The 24,498-nt window shown below is 51.0% G+C and carries 17 protein-coding genes; 4 read left to right on the forward strand and 13 right to left on the reverse strand.

Annotated features, from left to right (window positions below; translation table 11 throughout):
* Nucleotides 1–162: 162 nt before the first annotated feature.
* From flhF to CJA_RS10430, 4 genes are all read right to left on the reverse strand, one after another.
* Nucleotides 163–1,746: a flagellar biosynthesis GTPase FlhF gene (flhF, locus tag CJA_RS10415; protein ID WP_012487745.1), complete on the reverse strand. Its 1,584-nt coding sequence runs from the start codon at nt 1,744–1,746 to the stop codon at nt 163–165.
* A gap of 45 nt (nt 1,747–1,791) precedes the next feature.
* A complete protein-coding gene (gene flhA / locus CJA_RS10420) occupies nt 1,792–4,002 on the reverse strand; it encodes a flagellar biosynthesis protein FlhA (protein WP_012487746.1) in 2,211 nt (736 codons plus the stop codon).
* A gap of 111 nt (nt 4,003–4,113) precedes the next feature.
* Nucleotides 4,114–4,368 carry a hypothetical protein gene (locus CJA_RS10425; RefSeq protein ID WP_041551441.1) on the reverse strand — a complete coding sequence of 85 codons (255 nt, stop codon included), beginning with the start codon at nt 4,366–4,368 and terminating at the stop codon, nt 4,114–4,116.
* Between the two features lie 5 nt (nt 4,369–4,373).
* Nucleotides 4,374–4,928 (reverse strand): DUF2058 domain-containing protein, encoded by a 555-nt coding sequence (locus tag CJA_RS10430; RefSeq protein ID WP_041552238.1) that lies wholly within the window; start codon nt 4,926–4,928, stop codon nt 4,374–4,376.
* 224 nt (nt 4,929–5,152) lie between these two features.
* On the opposite strand from CJA_RS10430, the gene cfa reads away from it, so the two are divergent.
* From cfa to efp, 3 genes are all read left to right on the forward strand, one after another.
* Nucleotides 5,153–6,334, forward strand: a complete 1,182-nt coding sequence (cfa, locus tag CJA_RS10435) for a cyclopropane fatty acyl phospholipid synthase (RefSeq protein ID WP_148208851.1) — start codon at nt 5,153–5,155, stop codon at nt 6,332–6,334.
* A 75-nt stretch (nt 6,335–6,409) separates the two neighbouring features.
* Nucleotides 6,410–7,582, forward strand: coding sequence for an elongation factor P maturation arginine rhamnosyltransferase EarP (earP, locus tag CJA_RS10440; RefSeq protein ID WP_012487750.1), 1,173 nt, complete (start codon nt 6,410–6,412; stop codon nt 7,580–7,582).
* A 136-nt stretch (nt 7,583–7,718) separates the two neighbouring features.
* Entirely contained in the window at nt 7,719–8,285 is a 567-nt protein-coding gene (gene efp / locus CJA_RS10445; RefSeq protein WP_012487751.1) for an elongation factor P, read from the forward strand.
* A gap of 70 nt (nt 8,286–8,355) precedes the next feature.
* Here the strand turns inward: efp and CJA_RS10450 are convergent, their stop codons facing one another.
* The 5 genes from CJA_RS10450 to rlmKL all read right to left on the reverse strand — a co-directional run bounded on the left by CJA_RS10450 (nt 8,356) and on the right by rlmKL (nt 14,808).
* The gene (locus CJA_RS10450) at nt 8,356–8,895 is read right to left on the reverse strand and encodes an NUDIX domain-containing protein (protein WP_012487752.1); all 540 of its coding nucleotides are present in this window, start codon (nt 8,893–8,895) and stop codon (nt 8,356–8,358) included.
* Between the two features lie 188 nt (nt 8,896–9,083).
* Nucleotides 9,084–10,430, reverse strand: coding sequence for an NADP-specific glutamate dehydrogenase (gene gdhA / locus CJA_RS10455; RefSeq protein ID WP_012487754.1), 1,347 nt, complete (start codon nt 10,428–10,430; stop codon nt 9,084–9,086).
* 486 nt (nt 10,431–10,916) lie between these two features.
* Nucleotides 10,917–11,237: a cold-shock protein gene (locus CJA_RS10460; RefSeq protein ID WP_012487755.1), complete on the reverse strand. Its 321-nt coding sequence runs from the start codon at nt 11,235–11,237 to the stop codon at nt 10,917–10,919.
* 456 nt (nt 11,238–11,693) lie between these two features.
* Entirely contained in the window at nt 11,694–12,536 is an 843-nt protein-coding gene (locus tag CJA_RS10465) for a hypothetical protein (protein ID WP_012487756.1), read from the reverse strand.
* Nucleotides 12,537–12,552: 16 nt separating this feature from the next.
* Nucleotides 12,553–14,808 carry a bifunctional 23S rRNA (guanine(2069)-N(7))-methyltransferase RlmK/23S rRNA (guanine(2445)-N(2))-methyltransferase RlmL gene (rlmKL, locus tag CJA_RS10470; protein ID WP_012487758.1) on the reverse strand — a complete coding sequence of 752 codons (2,256 nt, stop codon included), beginning with the start codon at nt 14,806–14,808 and terminating at the stop codon, nt 12,553–12,555.
* 296 nt (nt 14,809–15,104) lie between these two features.
* Between rlmKL and rmf the strand changes: the two genes are divergently transcribed.
* Nucleotides 15,105–15,329: a ribosome modulation factor gene (rmf, locus tag CJA_RS10475; RefSeq protein WP_012487759.1), complete on the forward strand. Its 225-nt coding sequence runs from the start codon at nt 15,105–15,107 to the stop codon at nt 15,327–15,329.
* Nucleotides 15,330–15,405: 76 nt separating this feature from the next.
* On the opposite strand, the gene CJA_RS10480 is transcribed toward rmf, so the two are convergent.
* From CJA_RS10480 to CJA_RS10495, 4 genes are all read right to left on the reverse strand, one after another.
* Complete coding sequence (locus tag CJA_RS10480) at nt 15,406–16,434, reverse strand: quinone-dependent dihydroorotate dehydrogenase (protein WP_012487760.1); 1,029 nt, start codon at nt 16,432–16,434, stop codon at nt 15,406–15,408.
* A gap of 83 nt (nt 16,435–16,517) precedes the next feature.
* On the reverse strand, nt 16,518–16,739 hold the full coding sequence (locus tag CJA_RS10485) for a DUF2835 domain-containing protein (protein WP_041551443.1): 222 nt from the start codon (nt 16,737–16,739) through the stop codon (nt 16,518–16,520).
* Between the two features lie 102 nt (nt 16,740–16,841).
* Complete coding sequence (locus tag CJA_RS10490; protein ID WP_012487762.1) at nt 16,842–19,439, reverse strand: alpha-amylase family glycosyl hydrolase; 2,598 nt, start codon at nt 19,437–19,439, stop codon at nt 16,842–16,844.
* Between the two features lie 205 nt (nt 19,440–19,644).
* Nucleotides 19,645–24,495 carry an NAD-glutamate dehydrogenase gene (locus tag CJA_RS10495; RefSeq protein WP_012487763.1) on the reverse strand — a complete coding sequence of 1,617 codons (4,851 nt, stop codon included), beginning with the start codon at nt 24,493–24,495 and terminating at the stop codon, nt 19,645–19,647.
* Nucleotides 24,496–24,498: the final 3 nt, after the last annotated feature.

Below are 24,498 nucleotides of genomic sequence, written 5' to 3' on the forward strand. Positions count from 1 at the left end.
CATCATGCGAGAACCCTGCTCGCCGGGAGTTTTTTTACCGGGTATAAATGTGAACTGATTATAGTTAGAGATTAAAAAGCTGCCCGATTAATTTCTTATTTCCCAGAAAAATTAATCACTTATAACCAAACTCTAATCAACTTGTTCAATTTTTTAACACCCTTAAAGCACTGCCGAGGCGGGATTCGCCTTCAGTAGCGCTGCGGCCCGCGATACTAATTGATGGGCACGGGCTACTTCTATGTTTTTAGGGATATCTTGTCCATCGGTGGTATAGGCAACCGGTAACCGGCTCTGCATAACAACCCCTAACGCCTCGCCCATACTGGCAGTTTCATCCAATTTGGTCAGGATGCAGCCCTGTAAGCGCGCTGCGCCGTAGGCATGGATCGATGCTTTCAACATCTGTGCCTGACTATTGCAAGACATTACCAGATAGGTATTGACCTGCTTCAGCTCTGCCAGCGCATGCAGCTGCGCCTTGAGGTGGGGGTCACCATGGCGGAAACCGGCGGTATCAATAAGCACCAGAGAACAGTGGCGCAGGCTGCGCAGTACCATGTCCAGGGAGTTGGCCTCATCAACCACCTTGACCGGTACACGCAGGATACGCGCCAGGGAGCGAAGTTGGTCATGGGCAGCAATACGATAGGTATCCGTAGTGATCAAAGCCACTTTATCAGCGCCATGTTGCAATACATAACGCGCAGCCAGCTTACCGATAGTCGTGGTCTTGCCGACGCCGGTTGGTCCGACGAACGCAAAAATCCCCCCCTGGTCCACAATATCACGCCCGTGGATAGGTAGCTGGTGAGCCAGGTTAGCCAGGGCATCAGGCCAGGCTTCGGCAAGACTTTTATGCTTGTTGCAACGGGCGATCACTTGGGTAATAGCATCTTTGGCCAAGCCCATACGCTCCAGGCGTCGGCTAATACTGGCCAATACAGGGGAATCAGCTGCCTGGGCAGTTTCGCCGGTCAGGCGATCCAGTTGCTGTTCCAGCAAAAAACGCATATCGGCAATTTCCGCCTGGAGCTCTGCCAATTGTGTATTGGCATCCGGGTTGGCTTTCGCCACGGGTTCAACTGCTGCAGGCTGCATTGAACTGGCTGCCGGGGCAATAACCAGTGGTGATTCTTCATCAACCAAGGGATATTTTTCAGCAGCGGTAAGGACTTTTTTCTCCGCACTTCTGGTGCGGGAAAGATTGGCAGCGGCTGCCAGGTCTGACTCAACACGTGTGCGGCGGCGCTCGCTGGATTCATGACGGGGAATGGCCGCATTGACACGGGTAATGGCTGCCGGCTCTACCTGCTTCTGGCGGGCTTCCGCCTGTTTACTGAGCAGGAACTCTTTTGCAGATTCTTCCGCTTTGCGCGCGGCCAGCATGCGCTGGTGGGCCCGCTCGATTTCCTCGACCAGCTGGCTACCGGTTTTCCCCGCATTGGGATGATCCTGTGCCGGCATTAATACGGCCCCCTTGGGAGGAACAGCCGTGCGCTCGGCCACCAGGCTTTGTCCCACGGCGGCATCACTTAACAGGGGCTGGGAATGAACCAGGGCGGCACGACCGGATGTTTGGCGTTGTAGCTGGGCCAGCTCACTGTCTGATCCCAGGGTGGTCAACAGCTCTACGCCTTCAGGGATACGGTTGCTGGACAGAATAATCGCCTCTGGTCCCAGCTCCTGGCGAACCAGTTCCAACGCACGACGCATATCAGCAGCTACGAAACGTTTGACTTGCATATTCCACTCCCACCCACACCCGGGGCTTTAAATCGATTGGGGTATCTAGCGATTGGCACCGACACTGGCGTCCACACTGATCTGCTTGTTATCCGGCACTTCGGTGTAGGCCAGGACTCGCATATCGGGAACACTGTGCCGGACAAAGCGTGCCAACATCATGCGCAGAGGTGCTGCCACCAGGAGAATCAAGGGTTTGCCTGCCATTTCCTGTTTCTGCGCCGCGCTGACCAGCGATTGCTGCAAACGCTCCGCCAAGCCAGGCTCAATAAAGGCGCTGTCATCCGCGCCGGCTTTTTGTGCCTGTTGTACGCTACCCAGCAATAACTGTTCCAAAGCCGGCTCAAGCGTGATAACAGGCAGGCTCGGCTCGTTTCCAATCAGGTTTTGTACGATTTGCCGGCTCAGTGATACCCGCGCCAGTGCCGTCAAAGCGGCGGGATCTTGACTCCTGGAGGTATTACCCGCCAAGGCTTCGGCGATAGAACGCAGATCGCGGATAGGTACACGTTCACGCAACAGGTTCTGCAATACCTTCAGCAGCATATTCAGGGTGATGGTATTGGGTACTAACTCTTCCGCCAGCTTGGGCGACGACTTGGCCAGCATATCCAACAGTTTTTGGACATCCTCATGACCAAGCAATTCATGGATGTGCTGTTGCAGGATCTGGTTGAGATGGGTAGCTACCACTGTACTCGGATCTACAACGGTATAACCCAGGGTTTGAGCTTGCTCTTTCAGGTTGTTATTGATCCACACGGCATCCAGGCCGAACGCCGGGTCTTTGGTCTTAATGCCATCCAAAGTACCAAATACCTGCCCCGGGTTAATGGCCAACTCGCGGTCCGGGTAAACATCGGCTTCAGCCATGGCGACCCCCATCAGGCTGATGCGATAACCCGTGGGATTCAAGTCCAGGTTGTCACGGATATGCACCGAGGGAACCAGGAAGCCCATTTCCTGTGATAACTTTTTACGAACCCCTTTAATCCTCCCCAACAATTCCCCACCCTGGTTCTTATCTACCATGGGAATCAGGCGATAGCCTACCTCCAATCCAATAACATCCACCGGCTGTACATCGTCCCAACCCAATTCCGGTGTTTCGGGTGTCCCGGGGGGTAATGCAGGTGCAGCACGCTGCGGTGCCAGCTGGGCACCGGCTCCGGGCGAGGGATCACCGGGCGCACGGGCCCCGGCCGGGATAAAGTTTTTATCCTCTACCACCGCAGGCTGTTGCTTGCGCCAATGGATGTAATACGCCAGGGCAACGCAAACCAGGCCCAACCCTACGAAAGCAAGGTGAGGCATGCCCGGTACTGCGCCCATAATGATCAGGATGGCAGCAGCTATGGCCAGGGCTTTGGGAGAAGAGAACATCTGCCCGACAACTTGCTTGCCCATGTCCTCAGAAGAGTTGACACGGGTTACCAGGATAGCCGCCGCAACAGACAGCAAAAGCCCGGGAATCTGTGCCACCAAACCATCGCCAATGGTCAGGATGGTGTATTTTTGAAAGGCATCGCCCGCCTCCAAATCGTGTTGGAGCATACCAATCGCGAAGCCGCCGAAGACGTTGATAAACATAATCATGATGCCGGCGATGGCATCGCCGCGAACGAATTTGCTGGCACCGTCCATTGCACCGTAGAAATCCGCTTCGGCAGCCACTTCAGTGCGCCGTGTGCGCGCCTGGTCCTGATCAATTAAACCGGCATTCAGGTCGGCATCGATCGCCATTTGTTTTCCCGGCATGGCATCCAGGGTAAAACGTGCACTCACTTCCGAAATACGACCAGCACCTTTGGTGACTACCACAAAGTTGATGATCATCAGGATAATAAAAACCACCAGGCCAACAGCAAAGTTACCGCCAATCACCACATTGCCAAAGGCTTCAATTACCTTGCCTGCAGCATCTCCACCCTGGTGCCCTTCAAGCAATACCACACGCGTGGACGCGACGTTTAATCCGAGGCGCAATAGCGTCGCCACCAGCAAAATCGTTGGGAACGCAGCAAAATCCAGGGGCCGGAGGGCATAAACAGCCGCCAGCAGCACGACCAGTGACAAGGCGATATTAAATGTGAAGAAAACATCGAGCAGGATCGCCGGTATAGGCAGGACGATCATTGCCAACAACATTAATAGCAGGATGGGAATCCCGAGATTACCGCGCGCTAATCCCTGCAATGAGGATAAGGCTGTACGGCGATCAAGGTTATTTAGCTGGGCAAATCCTGGTAAGGCCATAGTCAGAATCTTGACGTTTTTATGGAGTTACCCGCTTTACCGCAAGAAGCGTACCTATATGGATTTTTCCAGGAACCCTATGCAGGACAACACCCACTGGCCAGGCCTGTATCAGCGTTTGTTCTTCTTATTCAATAGGTTGTCCCATATCAGCAAGAGCATACCTGCCACAAAACCCACATGGCCAACCAACGCCCCAAAAGCAAACAACAGCCCCAAGCCAATCGGGTTACCGTCCTCTGGCCCTAACACAATGTAAAACATGATAGGCGCAGCAGACACCAGCACCACCAACAAGCTTAAGGCAATGACCTTGATGCCCCTTGGCGAGTTGCTGCGCAGTATGTAGCTGATGGGATTAAACATACGGGCTACCACATGAGATCGTCAGGAATGACATAGTCCTTATAGGGATCATCGTCATCCTGCGGCAAAGAGGACTTACTATTAGCGACCACAATAGCCGCGGCATCCCGCTGGGAAATTTTGTCAGCAACGATACGCGGTACTAATTCATACCCCCCCTCCAGAGCCACAATGACCAGTACGCCGCGTACAATTTGCTCCTGAACCAGGGGCGATACACGCATTTTCTTGATGTGCTTGCCGTGGGTAAAATTGTACTCCACCGCTTTTTCATCACCGGGTTTCACCCCTTTGGACTGACGATGGTTTTCTATTAATTGCCGTATCTGGGCCGCAATGGCTTTTTGCTGCTGGTCCTGGTCACGCAGGCGATTTAATGCTTTATCGCGCGCTATTTTTTCCTGGCGTACCTGCTCGGCCGCCTGTTTAACCTCATCTACCTGAGGTTCGCCTGTACGGTGGGCGATCTTCGTTTCCTTGCGCTTTTCTTTATTGGCTTGTTTGGCTTTTTTTGCATCAATCAAACCGGCTTTCAGCAATTGATCTTGAAGCGAGGCCATGGAGGTTCCACTCATCAGGGAGGCTACAGGGACAGATATTATGCCCGGTTCCTGCCACGGCGTCATAGCCCGGAATTGAACAGGACTATTCGTCTCATTGAAACAATTAAATTTACCCCGACGGGAAAGCTGCAATAAGGTCGCCATGTTGTACGTGTATAGACCTGTGCTATGAACGTCGGCGAAAACCGGCGGGTTTCAGCTTGTTATTCAAGGAAATCCCTATGAACTTCCAGTCATCCCCTGCCAGCCAAACCAAATTATCCCGTCCTCGCCCCCAGCAACCCCATCAACAACTTCTACAGAATCTACTCAACAGCGCAGATATTCGCATTAATGGCGATCGCCCCTGGGACATGCGGCTCCATCATCCGGATACAGCCAAGCGCATCCTGCTCAAAGGCAGCCTGGGACTGGGGGAGAGCTATATGGATGGATGGTGGGATTGCGAGCAAATTGATGAAATGGTCAGCCGGGGGATGCGCGCAGGCCTCCACCAGCAAATACGCAACCCGGGGTTGATGCTGTTTGTCCTCAAAGCTACCCTGTTCAATCGCCAATCCCAGGATCGCGCCTGGCAAGTGGGCAAGGAGCATTATGACCTCGGCAATGATCTGTTCGAAAAAATGCTCGACCCCTACATGGCCTACAGCTGCGGTTACTGGGAACAGGCAAGCTCATTGGAGGCTGCGCAGCAGGCAAAACTCGAACTCATTTGCCGCAAGCTGCAACTAACACCCGGTATGAAAATCCTGGATATCGGCTGTGGCTGGGGAAGTTTTATGCGTTACGCGGCCGAGCACTATGGCGTGGAATGCATAGGACTTACCATCTCGCATGAACAGGCAGAGTATGGAAAAAAACTGGCAGGCAGCCTGCCCATCCAGTTTGAACTCACTGACTATCGCCAAATGACTCCCGGCCACTATGGCCGGTTTGACCGGATTGTATCGGTAGGCATGTTTGAGCATGTAGGCCACAAAAATTATCGCCAGTATTTCCAAGTCGCCCGGCACTGCCTGAAAGATGACGGCCTGTTTCTGTTACATACCATTGGCAAAAAAACACGCGGCCCCGGTGTCGACCCCTGGATTGAAAAATATATCTTCCCCAATGGCGTACTACCCTCGGTAGCCGAAATTGCCGATGCCTGCGAAGATAAATTTGTTATTGAAGATCTGCACAACTTTGGCAGTGACTACGACAAGACCCTGATGGCATGGCACCACCGCTTTGAAGCGGCCTGGCCAGAATTACAGCATCACTATTCTCCTCGTTTTTATCGTATGTGGCGCTTTTACCTGTTACTTTGTGCAGGCAGTTTCCGCGCACGCGATAACCAGCTGTGGCAGTGGGTACTCGCCCCCAAAGGGGTCGATGGCGGATATCGCCGCCCTCATCAATAAGCCCCGCACAGGCTAGCCAGTAGCTCTGTTACTGTTACACTGCGCGCTTTTCCATAAGCGCCCTATTCTTAATTTATGTCCACCCTCTCCACGACATACCGCTGGGATATTTTTTGCCGGGTTATCGACAACTATGGCGATATTGGTGTCTGTTGGCGATTGGCGCGACAGTTATCCAGAGAGTACGGCCAACAGGTGCGCTTGTGGCTGGACGACCTGCACGCATTACAACGCCTGTGGCCACAACATCCCATCCGGAGCCAACATCAGGTTGAAGGTATTTATGTCTGCCAATGGGGAGAACACTTTCCCAGCAATACAGAACCAGCAGATATTGTCATCGAAGCTTTTGCGTGCAATATCCCTGATACCTACCTCACCGCTATGGCCACCCTCAAACACACAGGCAAGATGCCCTTGTGGATCAACCTGGAATACCTGAGCGCTGAAAGCTGGGTGGATGACTGCCACAATATGACGTCCATCCATCCGGCAACCGGGCTGCGCAAAACATTTTTCTTCCCCGGATTTAGTCCCCGCACTGGCGGTCTCCTGCGCGAGCAATCCCTTCCGGCAGAACGAGACAGTTTTAACGCTAATGCCTGGTTACGTCAGTTGGGCATATCTCCCTGGAAAAACGCCCTGCGTATCTCCCTGTTCAGCTACGAAAATCCGGGTATAGCCCAGTTGCTGGATTGCTGGCGCCATTCGTCCACTCCGATACATTGCCTGGTACCCAATGGCAAGGTGCTGACCAGCCTGCAGGAGATCCTGGGAGCCCCTCTACTGCCCGGCCAGCCACAACAGCTAGGCTCATTGCGCCTGGAAGCTATGCCGTTCGTCAGCCAGACAGAATATGACCGACTGCTCTGGAGTAGCGACCTCAACGTTGTTCGTGGTGAGGATTCGTTTGTCAGGGCGCAATGGGCGGCCAAGCCTTTTCTCTGGCATATCTACCCCCAGGAAGAAGCTGCCCATATCGCCAAACTTGATGCGTTTCTGGCGCGCTACACCCGCGATATGCCGCCAGAGCTGGCGCAGTCCCTGGCCGGGTTATGGCATGCCTGGAATCAGCCCGAGCCTGGCGGCAACATCGCCCTTTATTGGCATAAATGCCTGGTACACCGGGAGCCCTGGCAAGCCCATAGCCAAGGCTGGTATCAGATGTTGCTAGTGCAACCTGACCTGGTGAGCCAACTAGTAGCACTGGCAAAAAACACTACAGAAACCCGCCAAACAACTGTATAGTAGCGCGCCTCTTTTAAACCCCGGAGCCAGGGCAGCGCAGCTGCACAGCGGGGCGCTCAGCGTCGGGCACGGCTCCTCCGGTTGTATGTTGAACCATAGGGCTCCCGCAGGAGCTCCCTAACGATTGGGAAATACCATGAAAATTGCTCAAGAATGCCGCGCCGGCAACGTTGTTATGATCGACGGTTCACCCTGGGTGGTCCAAAAAGCTGAATACAATAAATCAGGCCGCAACGCAGCCGTTGTCAAAATGAAGCTGAAAAACCTGCTCAGCGGCATCAACACCGAAACGGTGTACAAAGCCGACGACAAATTCGAAGACATCCTGCTCGACCGCAAAGAAGTTACCTACTCCTACTATGCGGATCCTATGTATGTGTTTATGGATGGCGAGTACAACCAATATGAAGTCACCAAAGAAGATTTGGGTGACCTGCTTCCCTGGATTGAAGATGGAATGGAAGACGTGTGTGATGCCGTTTTCTACGAAGGCAAAGTGATTTCTGTTACTGCACCGACATCTATCGTACGTGAAATCGCCTACACCGAACCTGCCGTGCGTGGCGATACCTCGGGTAAAGTGATGAAAGTTGCCAAGCTGAAAAACGGTACCGAGCTGTCTGTTGCTGCATTCGTAGAAATTGGTGAAAAAATCATCATCGACACACGTACCGGCGAATACAAATCACGCGCGAAAGACTAATTGCTTGCGCAGTGAAGCCCTAAAAATGGCGACCTTATGTCGCCATTTTTATTGAAGTTTCCTGAGCGCGCTAGAGTCGCCCTTTCAACTTTAATAAACCCAACGCCGCCACTGTTGTAGCATCTTTAATACGACCGTCCACAATCATCTGCTCAACCTCTGCAATACTGAATTTCTGCGCAACCAACCCCTCCTCTTCCGGATCGGTGTCACTACTGGATTGCCGTAAATCTGTCGCGTAAAAAACATCATAGCCCTGATCTGAATAGCCATAAGCTAAAAACAAATGCCCCAAATGTTCCATCGAACAGGCAACCAACCCGGTTTCCTCCCTCAGCTCTGCGGTCGCCAACGCCAAAGGAGAAATATCTGATTTTTCCCAGGATCCCTGAGGCAGCTCCCAATAGCGCCCCGCTACCGGGTAGCGATATTGTTCAACAAGATAAATATAATCGCCCTGCACTGCCGCAATGACAGCAAAATCCGGTTTGTGAACAACACCATAAATGCCCTCCTGGCCCGACAGGCGTAAAACTTTATCCTCGCAAACGGTCATCCAGCGATTGCTATACACCAATTTGCTTTCCAATGTTTCAATTTCTTTTTTCATAAAGAAGCTCACAGGAAGAGAACAACAAGGCTATATTCAATATCGCGCAAAAATGCTGTACGCCAATGATAACCGGATCCCGAAAAGATAAATATATAACTCACGTGTTTACATAGAATGGCAGGCATAAAAAATGGCGACAGAAAGTCGCCATTTTTTATGCTGATCAACGCAGGATCGATCGTTTTTTAAATAACACCAAATGCCAACATAGCTTCTGCCACACGGCGCAGGCCTACAATATTGGCACCCAATACATAATTGCCTTTATGCCCATATTCTTCTGCCGTGTTAAAACAATCCTGATGGATATTTTGCATGATAGTTTTTAACCGCTGCTCGGAAAACTCAAAATTCCAGGAGTCGCGACTGGCATTTTGTTGCATTTCCAATGCAGATGTAGCCACACCACCAGCATTTGCCGCTTTGCCAAGCCCATAGGCAATACCAGCATCCTGGAATACACGAATAGCCGCTGGCGTAGAAGGCATATTGGCGCCCTCACTCACCGCAATCAGTCCGTTGCTGATCAAGCTTCGCGCGGAGGCTTCATTCAATTCGTTTTGGGTTGCACAGGGTAATGCCACATCACAGGCAAGATCCCAGATATTGCCATTAGCAACATAGGTGGCACCCGAGCGAAGATTGACATACTCGCTGATACGCTTGCGTTCAACCTCCTTCAGCTGCTTAACAATCGCAAGGCTAATACCATTGGGATCGTGAATAAAACCATTGGAATCCGAACAGGCAATAACCTTGGCACCATATTGCTGCAGTTTTTCAATCGCATAGATGGCTACGTTACCAGAACCGGAAACAATTGCGGTTTTCCCTTCCAGTGCAATACCGCGCACTTTCAGCATTTCTTCAAGAAAGAAAACGGCACCATAACCTGTCGCTTCTTTGCGAACCAATGCGCCCCCCCAGGTAGGGCTTTTACCGGTTAATACGCCGGATTCATAGCGGTTAGTTAAGCGTTTGAATTGACCAAACATATAACCGATTTCGCGCGCACCTACACCTATATCACCGGCGGGAACATCCGTATATTCGCCGATATGACGCCATAACTCAGTGACAAAGCTCTGTGTAAAGCGCATCACCTCTGCATCTGATTTACCTTTGGGATCAAAGTCCGAGCCGCCTTTCCCGCCGCCAATCGGCATACCGGTAAGTGCATTTTTGAAGATTTGCTCAAAGCCCAGAAATTTAATCGTGCCCAACGTCACCGAGGGATGGAACCGAATACCGCCTTTGTAGGGACCAAGCGCGCTATTGAATTGCACACGAAAGCCGCGATTAATATGGACTTCACCTTTGTCATCGGTCCAGGGTACCCGGAAAATAATTTGGCGTTCAGGCTCACAAATGCGCTCAATAACTTTTTGTTCTGCATATTCAGGATGTTTCTGTAATACAGGGCCAAGCGTTTCAATCACTTCCTTTACTGCCTGGTGAAATTCCAGTTCGCCCTGATTTCTTTGTACGACTTGATTGTAGATAGCTTCCAATCTTGCATTCACATCACTCATGTTTTTATAACTCATTGATGAATAAATATTAATTTCGTTTGCACTTCATCTCATGCAAAGTCACCAATGCCATATCCTCCAGAGCACAGAACCCTGTTGTATGGCGGTTTTTCATAGGGGAAAACCTAGAAGTGGGATGTTGTAACCAAGGGAGTAACGGGTTAAAAATGCACACTATTTGATCACTAACATAGCTATTATGAGAGCAAATCGTGCATTGCTCAACACCAAAATGGTGCAATTTGCCGTATTTTGCACAAAATTAGTGCTTTGTTTATACTAATAACCCTATGGGATAAACGGGGTTGCATTGCAAATCTTAATAAGACGGGAATAGAAAATGCGGTGGAACTCAGGGGCCGAAAGTAAAAAGCCACCTGGCCGGGGCCGGTGGCTTTGATAAACGCTTATAAGTGTAAAGGACTAAAGACGGCAATCAATTTTCAATTAACCGAAACTTTCAATTAGCCGAAACACAGGCGTCACTTATCGATTCATTTGACGATAAGAGTTCCACGTGGATGGCTGTGAAAAATATTGCTTGTTGTCGAATCGGGATGTCGGTTGTTTGTTATCAAACCGGGTGTGGGAAGGCTGGGATTGCTCTTCGTAAACCAGATGGACATTTTTTGCAATCAACCCTTTTTGGTTAAAATCACAATCGAACTCAACGGTTCTGCCAGGCTTTAAATACTCGCAATTTTTTAACTCAGAAACGTGAACCATAATATCCTTGGAAAACTCACCGCCGTTATTAAGAAAGCCATAACCCTTATCGGCAAACCAGCATTTAACTGTAGTTTTCAAGAAAACACCTCTATATTTTTAACAGACATAATTGATTGTGAATTGATAAATTATTTTGCTTACACATTAAAACTTAACGCGCCATCCCTTGCATGATTGCCTTGTAATTATAAAGTATCTCGCTTGTAAAAAAGATTAATTTTTATCAAAAATGATTAATATTTCGTATAAAAATGCAGAAACAGGATATTTTCAACCATCATAGACTATTTATTGAACGCCGCATAAACAGCAAATTAGTCTGCGCAGTATAACGCAATGTTTACCCAATATGCACATCAGGCAACATATAAGATCCATTCAGCGTCGCAACATATAATACTTTTGAATATGCCAATATAGCTTTATGGCCAACAAAAAAATATTACTCGCTTTAATCAGCACCTTTGACCTCGACCTGGAAAATCACTATAGCAAGGGGACCGATAAAATACCGCATTGTTGCAATCTTTACACTTATTGCCTTACATACACCAGGTTTCGCCCCGCCATCTCACATACGAAATAGCGATCACGCAGCAAGGCACATTGTTCAATACCCAGCCCGGCGGTATCAGGAAGAGTCTCACTAACCCCCATGGATGCTTTATCTTTTTTTAAAAAACTAAACATGGTTTCAAAACGCTGGGAAAAATTAAGGCCTTTTGCCCGAACGTCCTGATACAGATAAGCAAATTTTCCATAAGTCATGGTGACCCCGCACAGACCGATTTCACACATTTTGTGAATGTATTGACCATACGCCTGTTCCAGGTATGGCTGCAAAGGCAAATCAACCTGTTCAGGCAAAGCCATCTTATTTTCTGTATCCAAGACCCCACTACGCAAGCGAGTGTTAGTTTTGTTGCCTGTCAACTGGTAACCAATACCGTTGCACTCTATGTAATGCGTCCGGTATAGACACCCGGAGGTATCAGCTATCAATGATGTATTACGCAGGTAATCGTCGACCGGCTCAGTTCGGGCAGATGTTTTTGAACGCCTGCCCGTGGCAATTTCGCTTTTCACACTGAAAGATGTGGTTTCTGTATCTGTTGAGGCAACAACAGGCTTTGCAACAGCCGGTAACTTAATACCATTTCGCTCTGCCGGGCGTCTTAGCAGGGCAGCCTGAATAGTTTGATTGTTTTTCCTGAATTCGTGAAAGGAAGGTAATCCTTTTGTCTGGGCCCTTGCCTGTAACTGGCAATACACTTGCTCATAATAAGTTTCAGCAAGGGCAAAACAAAAGGATTGCCCTTGCGCACTCCAGGCAGTTCCCATCATAACCAATGCGAAAACACCATAGATCCAGCGCATCTGCCCTGCCCTCATATCAATGCCGGATCAGCCAACACTGGTGGATTTTGGGGTTGCGCTTAAAGTCTTCATCAATGGTTCGAGCGCTAATATCCTCAATGTTATAAGCCCCCAACGCTTCCAGGTCCAGTTTAAAATTGCGCAAGTTATTAGAAAAAATAAGCGTTCCTTCTTCACTTAGTGAACGCATGGCGTTGTGAATCATCTCTACATGATCACGCTGTATGTCCAAAATATCTTCCATACGTTTTGAGTTGGAAAAGCTGGGAGGATCAAGCAGGATCAGGTCAAATTGTTGATCGTTATTTTCCAGCCATTTGAGGCAGTCAGCTTGCTCCAGGCGGTTGCGAGCTTCGCTCAATCCATTGAGGGCAAAGTTTTTTCGCGCCCAGTTCAGGTAAGTATTGGACATGTCCACACTCACGGTATAGCGCGCGCCCCCCATGGCAGCATGTACGCTGGCAGTCGCGGTGTAACAAAACAGATTGAGGAAGCGCTTATCCCTGGCCATATTGGCAATCATGTGTCGCACCGGACGGTGATCCAGGAATAAACCGGTATCAAGATACTGCCAGAGGTTAATGTGTAATTTTGCCTGACCTTCCTGCACACTAAACAGATCGCCCGTCGGGCGCTCGTTGAGTTTTTCATACTGGCTACTGCCCTTGTTACGGCGGCGTTGCTTGTAGCTGATGTGGCTGACCGGAATATCCAGGGCATAGGGTACAGCCGCTTCAATATCAGCAAAACGCTGGGCAGCGCGCGCTTCATCGACTGACTTGGGCGCAGCATACTCTTGTACATGAGCATAAAGCTGCGGCGCTCGATTAGGTGGGGTTTGGCCTAAGTAAAGATCAATAGCAGCAGCATATTCCGGCATATCAGCGTCATACAAGCGATAGCAGCTGACTTCATTTTTTCTGGCCCATTTTTCCAATTGCTTGCGATTTTTTTGCAAACGGTTGACCAACATCTGCGCGCCATTGGATAGCGCCGCTGCTTGCTCTTCTTTAGCCGCTGCTTTTACTTTTTGCTCAGCGGCATCGCGCTCTACTTCATCTTTACTAAAACGTCCATCCTGCTCTACCCGACTCTGCACAAACACGTCAGTATTAATACTGAACATCAATAATTCACTGGCGATAGTGCCATTAAAAAATTTGTATTTTTTATCGGCGCGCAAGCCCATTTGCTTGCCCAGTTCCGGATTGCCCGTAAATACACCGGCGCGCCATCCCGGAAACTCATTGCGCAATCGCTCGCCCAAATGGGCGTAAAGCAATTTCAGGGATTCAATTTCCCCCAAACGTTCACCATAAGGCGGGTTACTGAGTACCAAACCATAATCCATGGCACGGTGTGTGGGCTTTTTAAATTCCGCCAACTCTTTACGGCTCACCCGCAGCCAGTGGTCCAACTCGGCACTAATAATATTTTCTTCTGCCGCACGCACTACACGCACATCGGCATCGTATCCGCGAATCTCCGGCAGGTTCACCTTCGCCAAACCCAGCTTACGGCGATGATGGGCCTCTTCCCGCAGCGTCAGCCACAGGTCATTGCGATGGTTAAGCCAGCGCTCAAAGCCAAAGCTGGCACGCCCCAAGCCTGGCGCTATATCAGCCGCCATAAGTGCCGCCTCCACCAGGAAGGTGCCAGATCCACACATGGGATCGAGTAATGCGCCGCCCTGGGCAGCAACCTCAGGCCAACCGGCGCGGATCAGTATCCCAGCAGCCAGGTTTTCCTTGAGCGGCGCACTGCCCTGTTTCAAGCGATACCCGCGGCGATGCAGGCTTTCACCGGAAAGGTCAATGCTCAGCACCAGCTTGTTTTTACTCAGGCGTGCATTGACCAGCAAATCGGGATCGCGCTTGGCGATATTGGGGCGTACCCCGCTAAAATCGCGCAGGCAATCCACGATCGCGTCTTTTACCTTGAGGGCGCCAAACTGGGTGTTGCGAATGGCGTCATTGGTACCGACAAAATCCACCAGCAGGCTGCCGCTGGGGCTCAGGTGGTCTTGCCAGGGTAACATCCGCACCCCTTCATACAGGTCTTCCTGGCTATTGACCTCAAAATTGGCAAGGGGCAGCAGAATCTTGTTGGCTAAACGCGACCAAAGGCAGGTGCGATACGCCAGGTTCAAGTCTCCATTGAAATAAACACCCGCAATAGTTTCACGGGTATCCGTGGCTCCCAGGGCTTGTAGTTCCTGGAGCAGCAGGCCTTCGAGCCCTTTGGGGCAGGCAGCAAAATATTGATGAATCATGAAGTTAGGATCAATTAATCAAAAACAGGGAAACTTTTTTAACCCACACTGGACTAAACCAAAGTGTTTGTCATTTATTTGTCAAACTTATTTGCTAGGCCGTTAAGCCATATAGAACGGCACTTGTATAAAAAATTAATCGTTCACGGCGCAAACCAAATCTGGTGTACTCGCCGAACCTGTCCACGCAAAAGGAGGATTCCTTCCAGTTTCCGCAAGACCGCTTCCATCGGAGCAACCGGCCCATATTGGCCGGAAAATGACCGATAAACCACAACAAAGAGGTGCAATAACTGATGAAACGCCAAAAACGTGACCAAACAGAACGCGCATTCGTTAAAGGGTATCAAGCAGGTATTGAGGGGCGTTCAAAAAGCCTATGTCCACATGAGTCCGGCCTGGCCCGTCAGCAGTGGCTGAATGGCTGGCGCGAATCGCGCATGGACCAGTGGGATGGCTACAGTCGTTTGGCACAGGTTCAAAAAATCACCAATTTACATCCCATGTCTATGAGCGGCTAACGCCCATATTCTCGCTATACACAGATTCCTTTCACACGCCTGAATCATTAAGCCCGCTCTTGCGGGCTTTGCGTCTTTACTGGCCTTGATGGTAACTGGCAATCCCTGCCGCAGCCGCGGCGATCAGTGCCGGCCCCTCATAAATAAACCCGCTGTAGACTTGCACCAGGCTTGCACCTGCACGCACCTTATCAGCAGCGCTGGCACCGTCAAAAATACCTCCAACACCGATAATCGGCAGCTTACCGCCCAGGCACTGGTTGAGGGACTGGATGACAGCCGTACTCTTGTCACGCACTGGAAGACCACTTAAACCACCGGCCTCTTTGCCAGTATCGTAGCCCTCTACCCCTTCGCGACCAATGGTGGTGTTGGTAGCAATAACGCCATCCATACCCTCCTGGAGCAGCACACCTGCCACTTGGGCGATTTCGCTGTCATCCATATCCGGCGCAATCTTCACCGCGATAGGAACATAGCGGCCCCCAGCTTGCTGTAATACTCCCTGCTCTTTTTTGAGCGGCGCCAAAAGCTGGCTGAGGGAGTCGCCAAATTGCAAGCTGCGCAGGCCCGGAGTATTGGGCGAGGAAATATTCACCGTGATGTAATCGGCATGGTCGTAGACCTTGCGCAGACAGGTCAGGTAATCGTCCACTGCATTTTCAACCGGTGTTGTCGCATTTTTACCGATATTGATCCCCAGGATACCTTGATATCGACGCTTTTTAACCTGTGCGACCAGGTGATCCACACCTTTGTTATTAAACCCCATGCGATTGATGATGGCTTTGGCTTCAGGGATGCGAAACAAACGCGGCTGGGCATTTCCCGGCTGTGGGCGAGGAGTAATAGTGCCGATTTCGACAAAACCGAATCCCAAGGCTCCCAGAGCGTTAAAATAATCGCCATTCTTATCCAATCCCGCGGCCAGACCGACAGGATTGGGGAAGCGCAATCCCATTACCTCTACCGGCGTCTCGGGTACCTTGGCAGCCATCAGGCCAATCAACTTGAGCCGCTCGGCGGCACCGAGCATATCCAGGCTGAATTCGTGGGAGGTTTCAGGGTTTAAACGGAACAGCAGGTCGCGAACATGGGAATACATAGAACACTCAGGCTAGTGGACTGGGGTCAGCGGGTAACAAAGGCGGCAAGGATACTGGATTCGGGCGAGCAGGTCGATTTTAATCAAGCCATACGCTCAATGGATTTGAAACGGTGATGCTCATCAAAGTGGATACGGAACCAACCGCGGATGCCATCGTGTAATACATAGGGGCGCAAAATCGCCGCCGGAAAACGAATACGGCGACCATCGTCAGCAATGGCCAGCACATCGCGGACACTGCCTTGGTAGAGGTGCTGGAACTCCTCGGCAGAAATGGACAGGTGTACATCAATACTCTTCACGACTGGCCCCGACAGTGGTTTACAGAAAATGCCTACCCTATAGAGCGCGCCGCCAAAAAACAAACCCCCGTTGAACGGGGGTTGTGTGAAGCAGATTATTGCCTAGCGCGGCTTGCGAAACACAGTTACGGCTGTTCCCTCCACCAGGGCCACGGCGCTGATACCGGTGATATGGGTAGCCCCATTGGTATCCGCTATTTGCGTCCAGCTACCCGGTGGCAGGCTGACGTAACGATTGCCGCCGGAGTTATAAACCACAAACAAGTCATGGTTGTCGCGCGGGTTGGTGATATGGCCAGTCACTACCTCACCGCCAAACTCCGCCGGGCGCGCCACAGCCAGATACTGGGCAATTTCGGCATTGGTATTCATGCGCAATCCCGCATGGTTGCGCCGCAGGCTGATCAGATCCCTGAAGTAATTGAATGTAGCGGCATTACTCACCTTGTTCTGCCATTTGATACTGTTGAAGCTATCAGGTGCATCATAGGTATTGTGTGTACCGCCATGGGCACCATGGTTCCAGGCAGACGCAACATGTATCTGTTGGTTATTGGTTTTGGTGCGCAAAAATTCATCGCCGGCATGCACAAACGGAATCCCCTGGCTGGTCAGCACAATCCCCATACCAAAATTGGCAATGCGCCGGGCATAACCCAGGTTGGCGGGTGGACTCAGGCTCAATACCTGGTGCGAACTGTTTTGCACCACATTGGTCGCCAGGCTTAAATAAATCTTATCCCAGAGACCGAAATTATCGTGGGCGGAAATATAGTTGATGCTCTGCTCGGGGTCGGCAGCAAAGTTGCGAAACCAGGTTCCATTGCGGCTATCGCTGGCGTTATAGGGTGAACCGCGCAGGCCATCGTAAATAGCCCAGCCGGAATCAGCGGGACCGACATGGTTAAACATGTAGGCAGTGGCTGTACCATCATTATTGCCTTTAATGGCTTCGCGGAAAGCGCCGTTGAAAACCCCTACATGTTCCTCAACCATAAAACGCGTGGTGCCATAGCGCACGCGCTGGCCTTCTTTGGCATCAGAGGCATAACCATTCCAGGGTTCGCCGTAGAGCAGAAGATTGCGGTCGGCAAATTTATTATTCAGATGACGCCCCCACTTCTCCACTTCCGCATGGGAGAAGATACCGATCAGATCAAAGCGGAAACCGTCGATACCGTATTCCTCCACCCAGTATTCGAGTGAATCCTGAATCATACGGCTCACCATCGCCTGATCGGCATCAATGGAATTACCGGTACCTGATAGATCGGTCGGGGTGTAGTAGCGGGGCGATATCGCCTCAAACATGTCTTTGGAATAGGTGTGGTTGTAGACCACATCCATGATCACGCGAATACCAGCCTTGTGAAATTCATTGACCATGGTTTTGAATTCACGCACCCGGTTTTCATAGTCCAAGGGTGTCTGTGAATAACGCTCTTCCGGCACATTGTAATTGCGCGGATCATAGCCCCAGTTGTAACAGGGATCATTATCCGGCAAGCCATCACAGGTAGCGAAGTCATAAACCGGCAATAACTGCACATGGGTTACGCCCAGTTCCTTGAGATGATCTATGCCCGTTTTTACTCCATTATAAGTGGTACCCTGCTCCACCATCCCCAGGTATTTACCGCGCTTGCCTGCACTGACACCGGAACTGGTGTCTATGCTGAAATCGCGCACATGCACCTCATAAATGATGGCATCCTCACGCGCGACCAGTGCCGGCCTGGTCGCCCATCCATCGGCAACCTGGGTACGTGCCAAGTCCATCACGATATTGATATTGGTTTGCGCTTTAACCATCACTCCATAGGGATCGCGCACCGCTACACCATCGAGCAGGAACTGGTATTCCGCGAGGTGCAAATCGCCCTCGACACTGACTTGATAGACGTTGCTATAACCGTTGAAATCTGGCACGGCTTGCAAATTATGGATAACCCCGTTGACCTTGACCGCAACATTGCCAGTCTCCGGCGACCAGATCGAAAATGTGGTTGCCGTGTTTGAGTAAACAGCCCCTAAACGGTTCACCTGGGCCGGACAGTTGACCGTGCATGGCATGGCTTCAACGGTGTAATGGCGCGTTAGATCATTGACCGTGATTTTGTATTGCCCTGTACCTGTCTGATAAATATCCGCACCGGTCTGGTCAAGAATATTGTCGCTATTGTTATCGCCATAATTGGTTGCCCAATTACCGCTGACATCAAACTTGAAACGCTGATTGGCCTGGCCATCGAAATTAACGGTCAATTCCCAAGTATTGTTTGCCACCAAAGCCATAGCAGTAGTTCCCCAACTATTGGGTGTACCACGAAAATACAGCGATGGAAAAACCTGGCTAAAACCGGTGTCCTGGCAATGGTTGACAGCCTGGGCACTAATCGCCCTGGTGCTGCTGTTGAAGGTGATTTTGTAATGGGTATTGGCGCTGACCGCGTAGTCGGCTGAGGGATAGTTTTCTGTCCAATTGCCATACCGGTCAATTTTGAAACGCGGCCCGCCGTTGGCATCACCACCAGCAAAGTGCTGGCAGGTTTCATAAAGATTGGATGCGGTTTGTGTCAGGGCCACAGTGCCCCAGCTATTGGGTGTACCGCGAAAAAACCAATCGGCCTGGACACAAGTAGAAAAACTGCAAATAAACAGACAACTGGCAAGAGCCAGTCTGTAATTGACGGTATGCATGATGATTGCCTCTATTTTTATCATTATTGTTAAGGCTTGTGTGGCTAGCTAGTGCTGTAATAGTTATGTTAATTAGCCGACAGTGTCCCTTGTAAAAGCAGCAAGCCTTGTCTGTCTCGCCAGCCATTGGCCAGGATTAGCGCAATAATCGTTGATAAACCTGGCCGATAACAAGCATACAACTCGCTGCTGCATACGTATTCATCTATTTGCAATGCTGACTGACCTGTGCCAAATCCAGCAGCTCGCGCAAGGCCACCGAAAAAATAGCAAAATCCGGGGCATTAATGGACTGCAACTCCATAATCATTTGCTGCCAGCGTGTCACCAATCGCTGATGAGCTGTGCTCCAACGCTCTATGCGCTGTGTCATCAGTAAAGTGCCATCCTGCTGATCGGTACTACACTGCATCAGCGAAATACTCAAACTGCGCAATTGCGACTCCAGGTCACCCAGGCAAGTCTCGCGTGCCATAGCCTGCCAGACATTATCCACCGGGATATTGGCGATTTGCCCATAAAACCAGGGCAGGTTGAGATGGTCCCCAATGGCAAAATACGCATGCCCCAGCTCACTCACCGGTAATTGTGTTACGCGGGCTGCCTCAACCACACTCAAACCGGAATACAAGTCCGCCGGCTGGGCCAAGCGATGTACCAGCCTATCGGGTAAACCCGCTCGCTGTAATTCATCGACCTGGGATTGCCATTCCAGTAATAATTCACTGCCTACATATTTGGGCAGGTCCAGCGCTAATTGTTGTAAAGCCGGGGCAAAATAAGCCACCTCGGCAGCAACATCCAGGTTGCCGCGCCGGTTGCGCAAGAACCAGCGCGTTGCGCGCCTGACTTTGCGCATCATGTTGTTAATCAAACGCCATTGCAGTGCTGGCTCCAGAACAATCCGATCCAGAGCTGACAATAATTCAGGTAAGGTGTAAATATCCCGTGCAATCACATACGCCTTTGCAATATCCACCAGGCCGGCACCGGTGGATTCCTGCAAACGCAGCGCAAAACTGATTCCCATAGTGTTAACCATGTCGTTGGCCAATTGGGTCGCCAGTATTTCACGGCGCAAAGGATGTTGATGCATAACCTCCCGGTAACCTTCACCAATCACAGCGGGAAACGCACTGTCAACAAATGTCACCAGATAATTATCTTCGGCCAAATCGCTGTGGCTAAGCTCATCCTTTAACAAGGCTTTTGCATAGGAAATCAATAGTGCCAACTCCGGCCGGGTCAGCCCCGTACCTTTTGCCTGGCGCTCCAGCAAGGCATCGTCTTCCGGTAAAAACTCCAGCGCACGATTTAAACGCCCCTGGTTTTGCAGCGCATTGATAAAACGGCGATATTCAGCGCTGCGCTTCAGCGCATCCTGTTGTGCCACACTGATTGCCAAGGTTTGACGGGTGTTGTTGTGAAGCACCAGCTCCGCCACACTATCCGTCATCGCAACCAATAACTGGTTGCGTTGCTTGGTCGTGAGATCACCCTGTGCCACCAGGATATTTAACAGGATCTTGATGTTAACTTCATGATCCGAACAATCAACACCAGCGGCATTATCAATAAAGTCCGTGTTGCAGTTGCCCCCCTTGAGGCAATATTCCACACGACCGCGCTGGGTCATCCCCAAATTGCCACCTTCGCCAAATACTTTACAGCGCAATTCATTACCGTTGACACGCAGGTTGTCATTGGCCTTGTCACCAACCTCTGCATGGGTTTCATGGCTGGCCTTCACATAGGTCCCTATACCGCCATTCCAAATCAAATCAACTGGCGCCTGTAACAAGGCATGGATCAATTCATTCGGTGTCAGGGTTGGTGTATCCAGCATTAAAAGCTCGCGCAGCTGTGCACTCAAGGCGATGGATTTTGCACTGCGACTAAAAATATCTCCCCCCGCACTGATGAACTGCCTGTTGTAATCGGCCCAGGTAGTTTTGGGTGTAGTGAATAAACGCTGCCGTTCTAAAAAACTGGTTTCCGGATCGGGAGTCGGATCGATAAAAATGTGTTGGTGGTTAAATGCCGCTACCAATTTGATAGCGCGCGATAGCAACATACCATTGCCAAATACATCGCCCGCCATATCGCCAATACCGACAACCCGGATGGACTCACGCTGCACATCGACACCCTGCTCCCTGAAATGGCGCTGCACCGAAATCCAGGCACCGCGCGCGGTAATTCCCATGCCCTTGTGGTCGTACCCCTGGCTGCCGCCAGACGCGAAAGCATCTCCCAGCCAGTGGCCATAATCTGCCGAAATTTGGTTGGCAATATCGGAAAAACTGGCTGTCCCCTTATCGGCAGCGACCACCAGATAGGGATCAGGTTCGTCATAGGCCAGTATCTGTACGGGAGAAACCAGTTCGCCCTGGCAATAGTTATCCGTCAGATCCAGCATGCCGCGAATCATGGTTTGATAACAGCGAATCGCTTCCGCCAGGATGGCTTCACGGTCGGCATTAGCAGGCATTTGCTTGCACACAAACCCACCTTTGGCTCCGCTGGGCACGATCACTGCGTTTTTTACCTGCTGGGCTTTTACCAGGCCCAGTATTTCGGTGCGGTAATCCTGTAAACGATCCGACCAGCGCAGCCCACCGCGGGCGACTTTGCTGGTGCGTAGATGCACAGCTTCCATATGGGCCGAAAAAACAAAAATTTCAAATAGCGGACGCGGCTCGGGTATATCGGGAATATGTCGCGGACTGAACTTAAAGGAGAGATAGGCTTTGGGCTGCTGCTGTTGATCGCATTGGAAATAATTAGTTCGCAGTGTGTATTCCATCAGCACCAGGTAACGGCGCAGGATACGGTCTTCGCTCAGGTTTTCCACCTTATCCAAGGCGGCCAGTAACTGTTCACGCAGCGCTTCAAGTGTTGCACCACGATCAGCACAGCTATAAGCGGGATCAAACTTACACTGGAAAAATGCCAGGAGCTGCCGCACCAATCGCCAATTATGCTGCAATGCACTGGCAATATATGACTCGGCAAAGGGAAACAGCGTCTGGTGCATATAGCTGGCGTAAGCGCGCAACACCACTACCTGCCGCCAATCCAGTTGGGCCAGTGCAATCAACTTGTTAAAACTGTCGTTACTGGCCTGTCGATGCCAGATAGCAATAAAGGCATCGGTTACCGGTTGGCGAATAGCAGCCACATCCAAGGCCTGTTGCTGGTTTAACGACAGGCGAAAGTCATGCAGCCAAACCCTTTCCCCACTGCAGCGGCTAATATCATAAGAGCTTTCACTTTCTACGCGGAACCCAAGGTTTTCCAATACCGGGATAACATCCGATAAAGCCAGGCCGTGCGCATAGTGAAATAATTTGAATTGGCACTGGTGCTCTGCACATCCCAGGGGCTGGTAGAGTTGGATAGCAATGGGATTCTGTGCAGACAGGCTCACAACTGCGTGTAAATCCTGTGCGGCGACACGCGCGTCGAAACTATCCTGATACGCCGCTGAAAAACCCTGGCGAAAATCCTGTAACAGCCTATTGCCCGGCTCTTCACCATAGGTATCCAGGAGCGCGGTGCGCAGATGATCATCCCAGGTGCGAGTGATATTGATGATCCCGGCTTCGAGTGCAGACAGGTCTATATCTCCCAGCGCAATACCCTCAACATTAAATACCAGATAAAGCCGCGCCAATACAGATTCCGACAAATAACTGTTAAATTCACAATCCTGTGTCCCCAAGGCTTTGCCAATGAGTTCCTGAATAGATAAACGAATCCGCGTAGAAAAATTATCACGCGGGAGATAGACCAGAAAATTGACAAAATTACCAAATAAATCGCGCCGCATTAACAAGCGTACCATGGCGCGCTCATTGATTTGCGCTACGGTGGTCAGCGTCTGGAATAACTCCGTGCTGCTGCTGAGAAATAATTCGTTGCGCGGAAAGGTTTCCAGCAGGCGTCGAAAGTTTTTACCATCATGGGTATTCGGATCAAGGCCACTTAACTCAAATACCTTGGTGACCTTGGCGCGGATCAACGGAATCTGCCAGGGGCTTAGCAGATAAGCCTCCGAGGTATACAGCCCCAGCAAACGCGCCTCACCGATGACATTGCCCTGTTCATCAAAACGTTTGACAGCCAGGTAGTCCGCATAGGCAGAGCGATGGATACGCGCGCGTCCCGGCGCCTTGGAAAAAGCAATGGCCTGAGGCACCACATGAAAGCGCACACTGCCCTCGCTGAACTCATCGACCGCGACCTGGTTGAGGCAGGGATCACGCAGGGCAAAGCTGCCAAGGCGTGCCTGGGTGTTCTCCTGTAGATACCGGCGCCCGTCCTGCTCGACAAATTCGTACTCGCGATACCCCAAAAATGTGAAATGGTCGTCCGCCAGCCATTCAATAAATTCGCAGGTTTCCGCAATCACTGCCGCCGCTGGCGCCTGGGTTTGTCGGCGCAGGTTGTCCACCAACGCCAGTGCGGCAGTGCGCATAGCCGGATAATCGGCAACCACCTGTTCCAGTTCACGCAATACCTCCACCAGGCTATCCCGGATAAGATCCCGGTCGGCCTGCTGGCTATGCAGGCTGATCTCCATAACGACCAGGGCTTCCTTGGTACTGCTATCGCCCGGTATCAGCGACAGGAGTGTCCCTGCGCTGTCGCGCTCAACCGTCAGTACCGTACTTTTCATCACATAGATCGCAATGTTGCGGCGATTGAGCTCAATCCGGATCGAGTCCACCAAAAAAGGCATGTCTTTTTGCAAGACCATCAACAGGGTATGCGGGGAGAGCCATCCATGTTGGGCCAGGTCGGGGTTATACAGTTGGATCTGTGGGCCGGAACCCTCAAAGTGCTGCAGGAACCGCCAGGATTGGTAGAGGCTGCCAAACACATCACCCAGTGCGCGGCCGCGCAGTTCATCCAGGGGATAATGGCTGAAGTAACGTTCGGCCAGGCCGAGCAGGCTGGCGAGTTGCGGCGGCTCAAGGCGACTTTGGGCATAGCGTTGAAACTCGGCCCAAAACTCAGGAAAAGTCTGGTGACTGACAAGAGGGTTATTCATGGC

The sequence above is a fragment of the Cellvibrio japonicus Ueda107 genome (assembly GCF_000019225.1).
Lineage (GTDB): Bacteria > Pseudomonadota > Gammaproteobacteria > Pseudomonadales > Cellvibrionaceae > Cellvibrio > Cellvibrio japonicus.

Coding starts and splice junctions, on each gene's coding strand:
- CJA_RS10495 (WP_012487763.1), bottom strand. CDS start 24,495: ATGAATAACCCTCTTGTCAGTCACCAGACTTTTCCTGAGTTTTGGGCC.
- rlmKL (WP_012487758.1), bottom strand. CDS start 14,808: ATGATTCATCAATATTTTGCTGCCTGCCCCAAAGGGCTCGAAGGCCTG.
- CJA_RS10490 (WP_012487762.1), bottom strand. CDS start 19,439: ATGCATACCGTCAATTACAGACTGGCTCTTGCCAGTTGTCTGTTTATT.
- CJA_RS10425 (WP_041551441.1), bottom strand. CDS start 4,368: ATGTTTAATCCCATCAGCTACATACTGCGCAGCAACTCGCCAAGGGGC.
- earP (WP_012487750.1), top strand. CDS start 6,410: ATGTCCACCCTCTCCACGACATACCGCTGGGATATTTTTTGCCGGGTT.
- CJA_RS10430 (WP_041552238.1), bottom strand. CDS start 4,928: ATGGCCTCGCTTCAAGATCAATTGCTGAAAGCCGGTTTGATTGATGCA.
- CJA_RS10480 (WP_012487760.1), bottom strand. CDS start 16,434: ATGTATTCCCATGTTCGCGACCTGCTGTTCCGTTTAAACCCTGAAACC.
- flhF (WP_012487745.1), bottom strand. CDS start 1,746: ATGCAAGTCAAACGTTTCGTAGCTGCTGATATGCGTCGTGCGTTGGAA.
- efp (WP_012487751.1), top strand. CDS start 7,719: ATGAAAATTGCTCAAGAATGCCGCGCCGGCAACGTTGTTATGATCGAC.
- CJA_RS10465 (WP_012487756.1), bottom strand. CDS start 12,536: ATGCGCTGGATCTATGGTGTTTTCGCATTGGTTATGATGGGAACTGCC.
- CJA_RS10450 (WP_012487752.1), bottom strand. CDS start 8,895: ATGAAAAAAGAAATTGAAACATTGGAAAGCAAATTGGTGTATAGCAAT.
- gdhA (WP_012487754.1), bottom strand. CDS start 10,430: ATGAGTGATGTGAATGCAAGATTGGAAGCTATCTACAATCAAGTCGTA.
- flhA (WP_012487746.1), bottom strand. CDS start 4,002: ATGGCCTTACCAGGATTTGCCCAGCTAAATAACCTTGATCGCCGTACA.
- rmf (WP_012487759.1), top strand. CDS start 15,105: ATGAAACGCCAAAAACGTGACCAAACAGAACGCGCATTCGTTAAAGGG.
- cfa (WP_148208851.1), top strand. CDS start 5,153: ATGAACTTCCAGTCATCCCCTGCCAGCCAAACCAAATTATCCCGTCCT.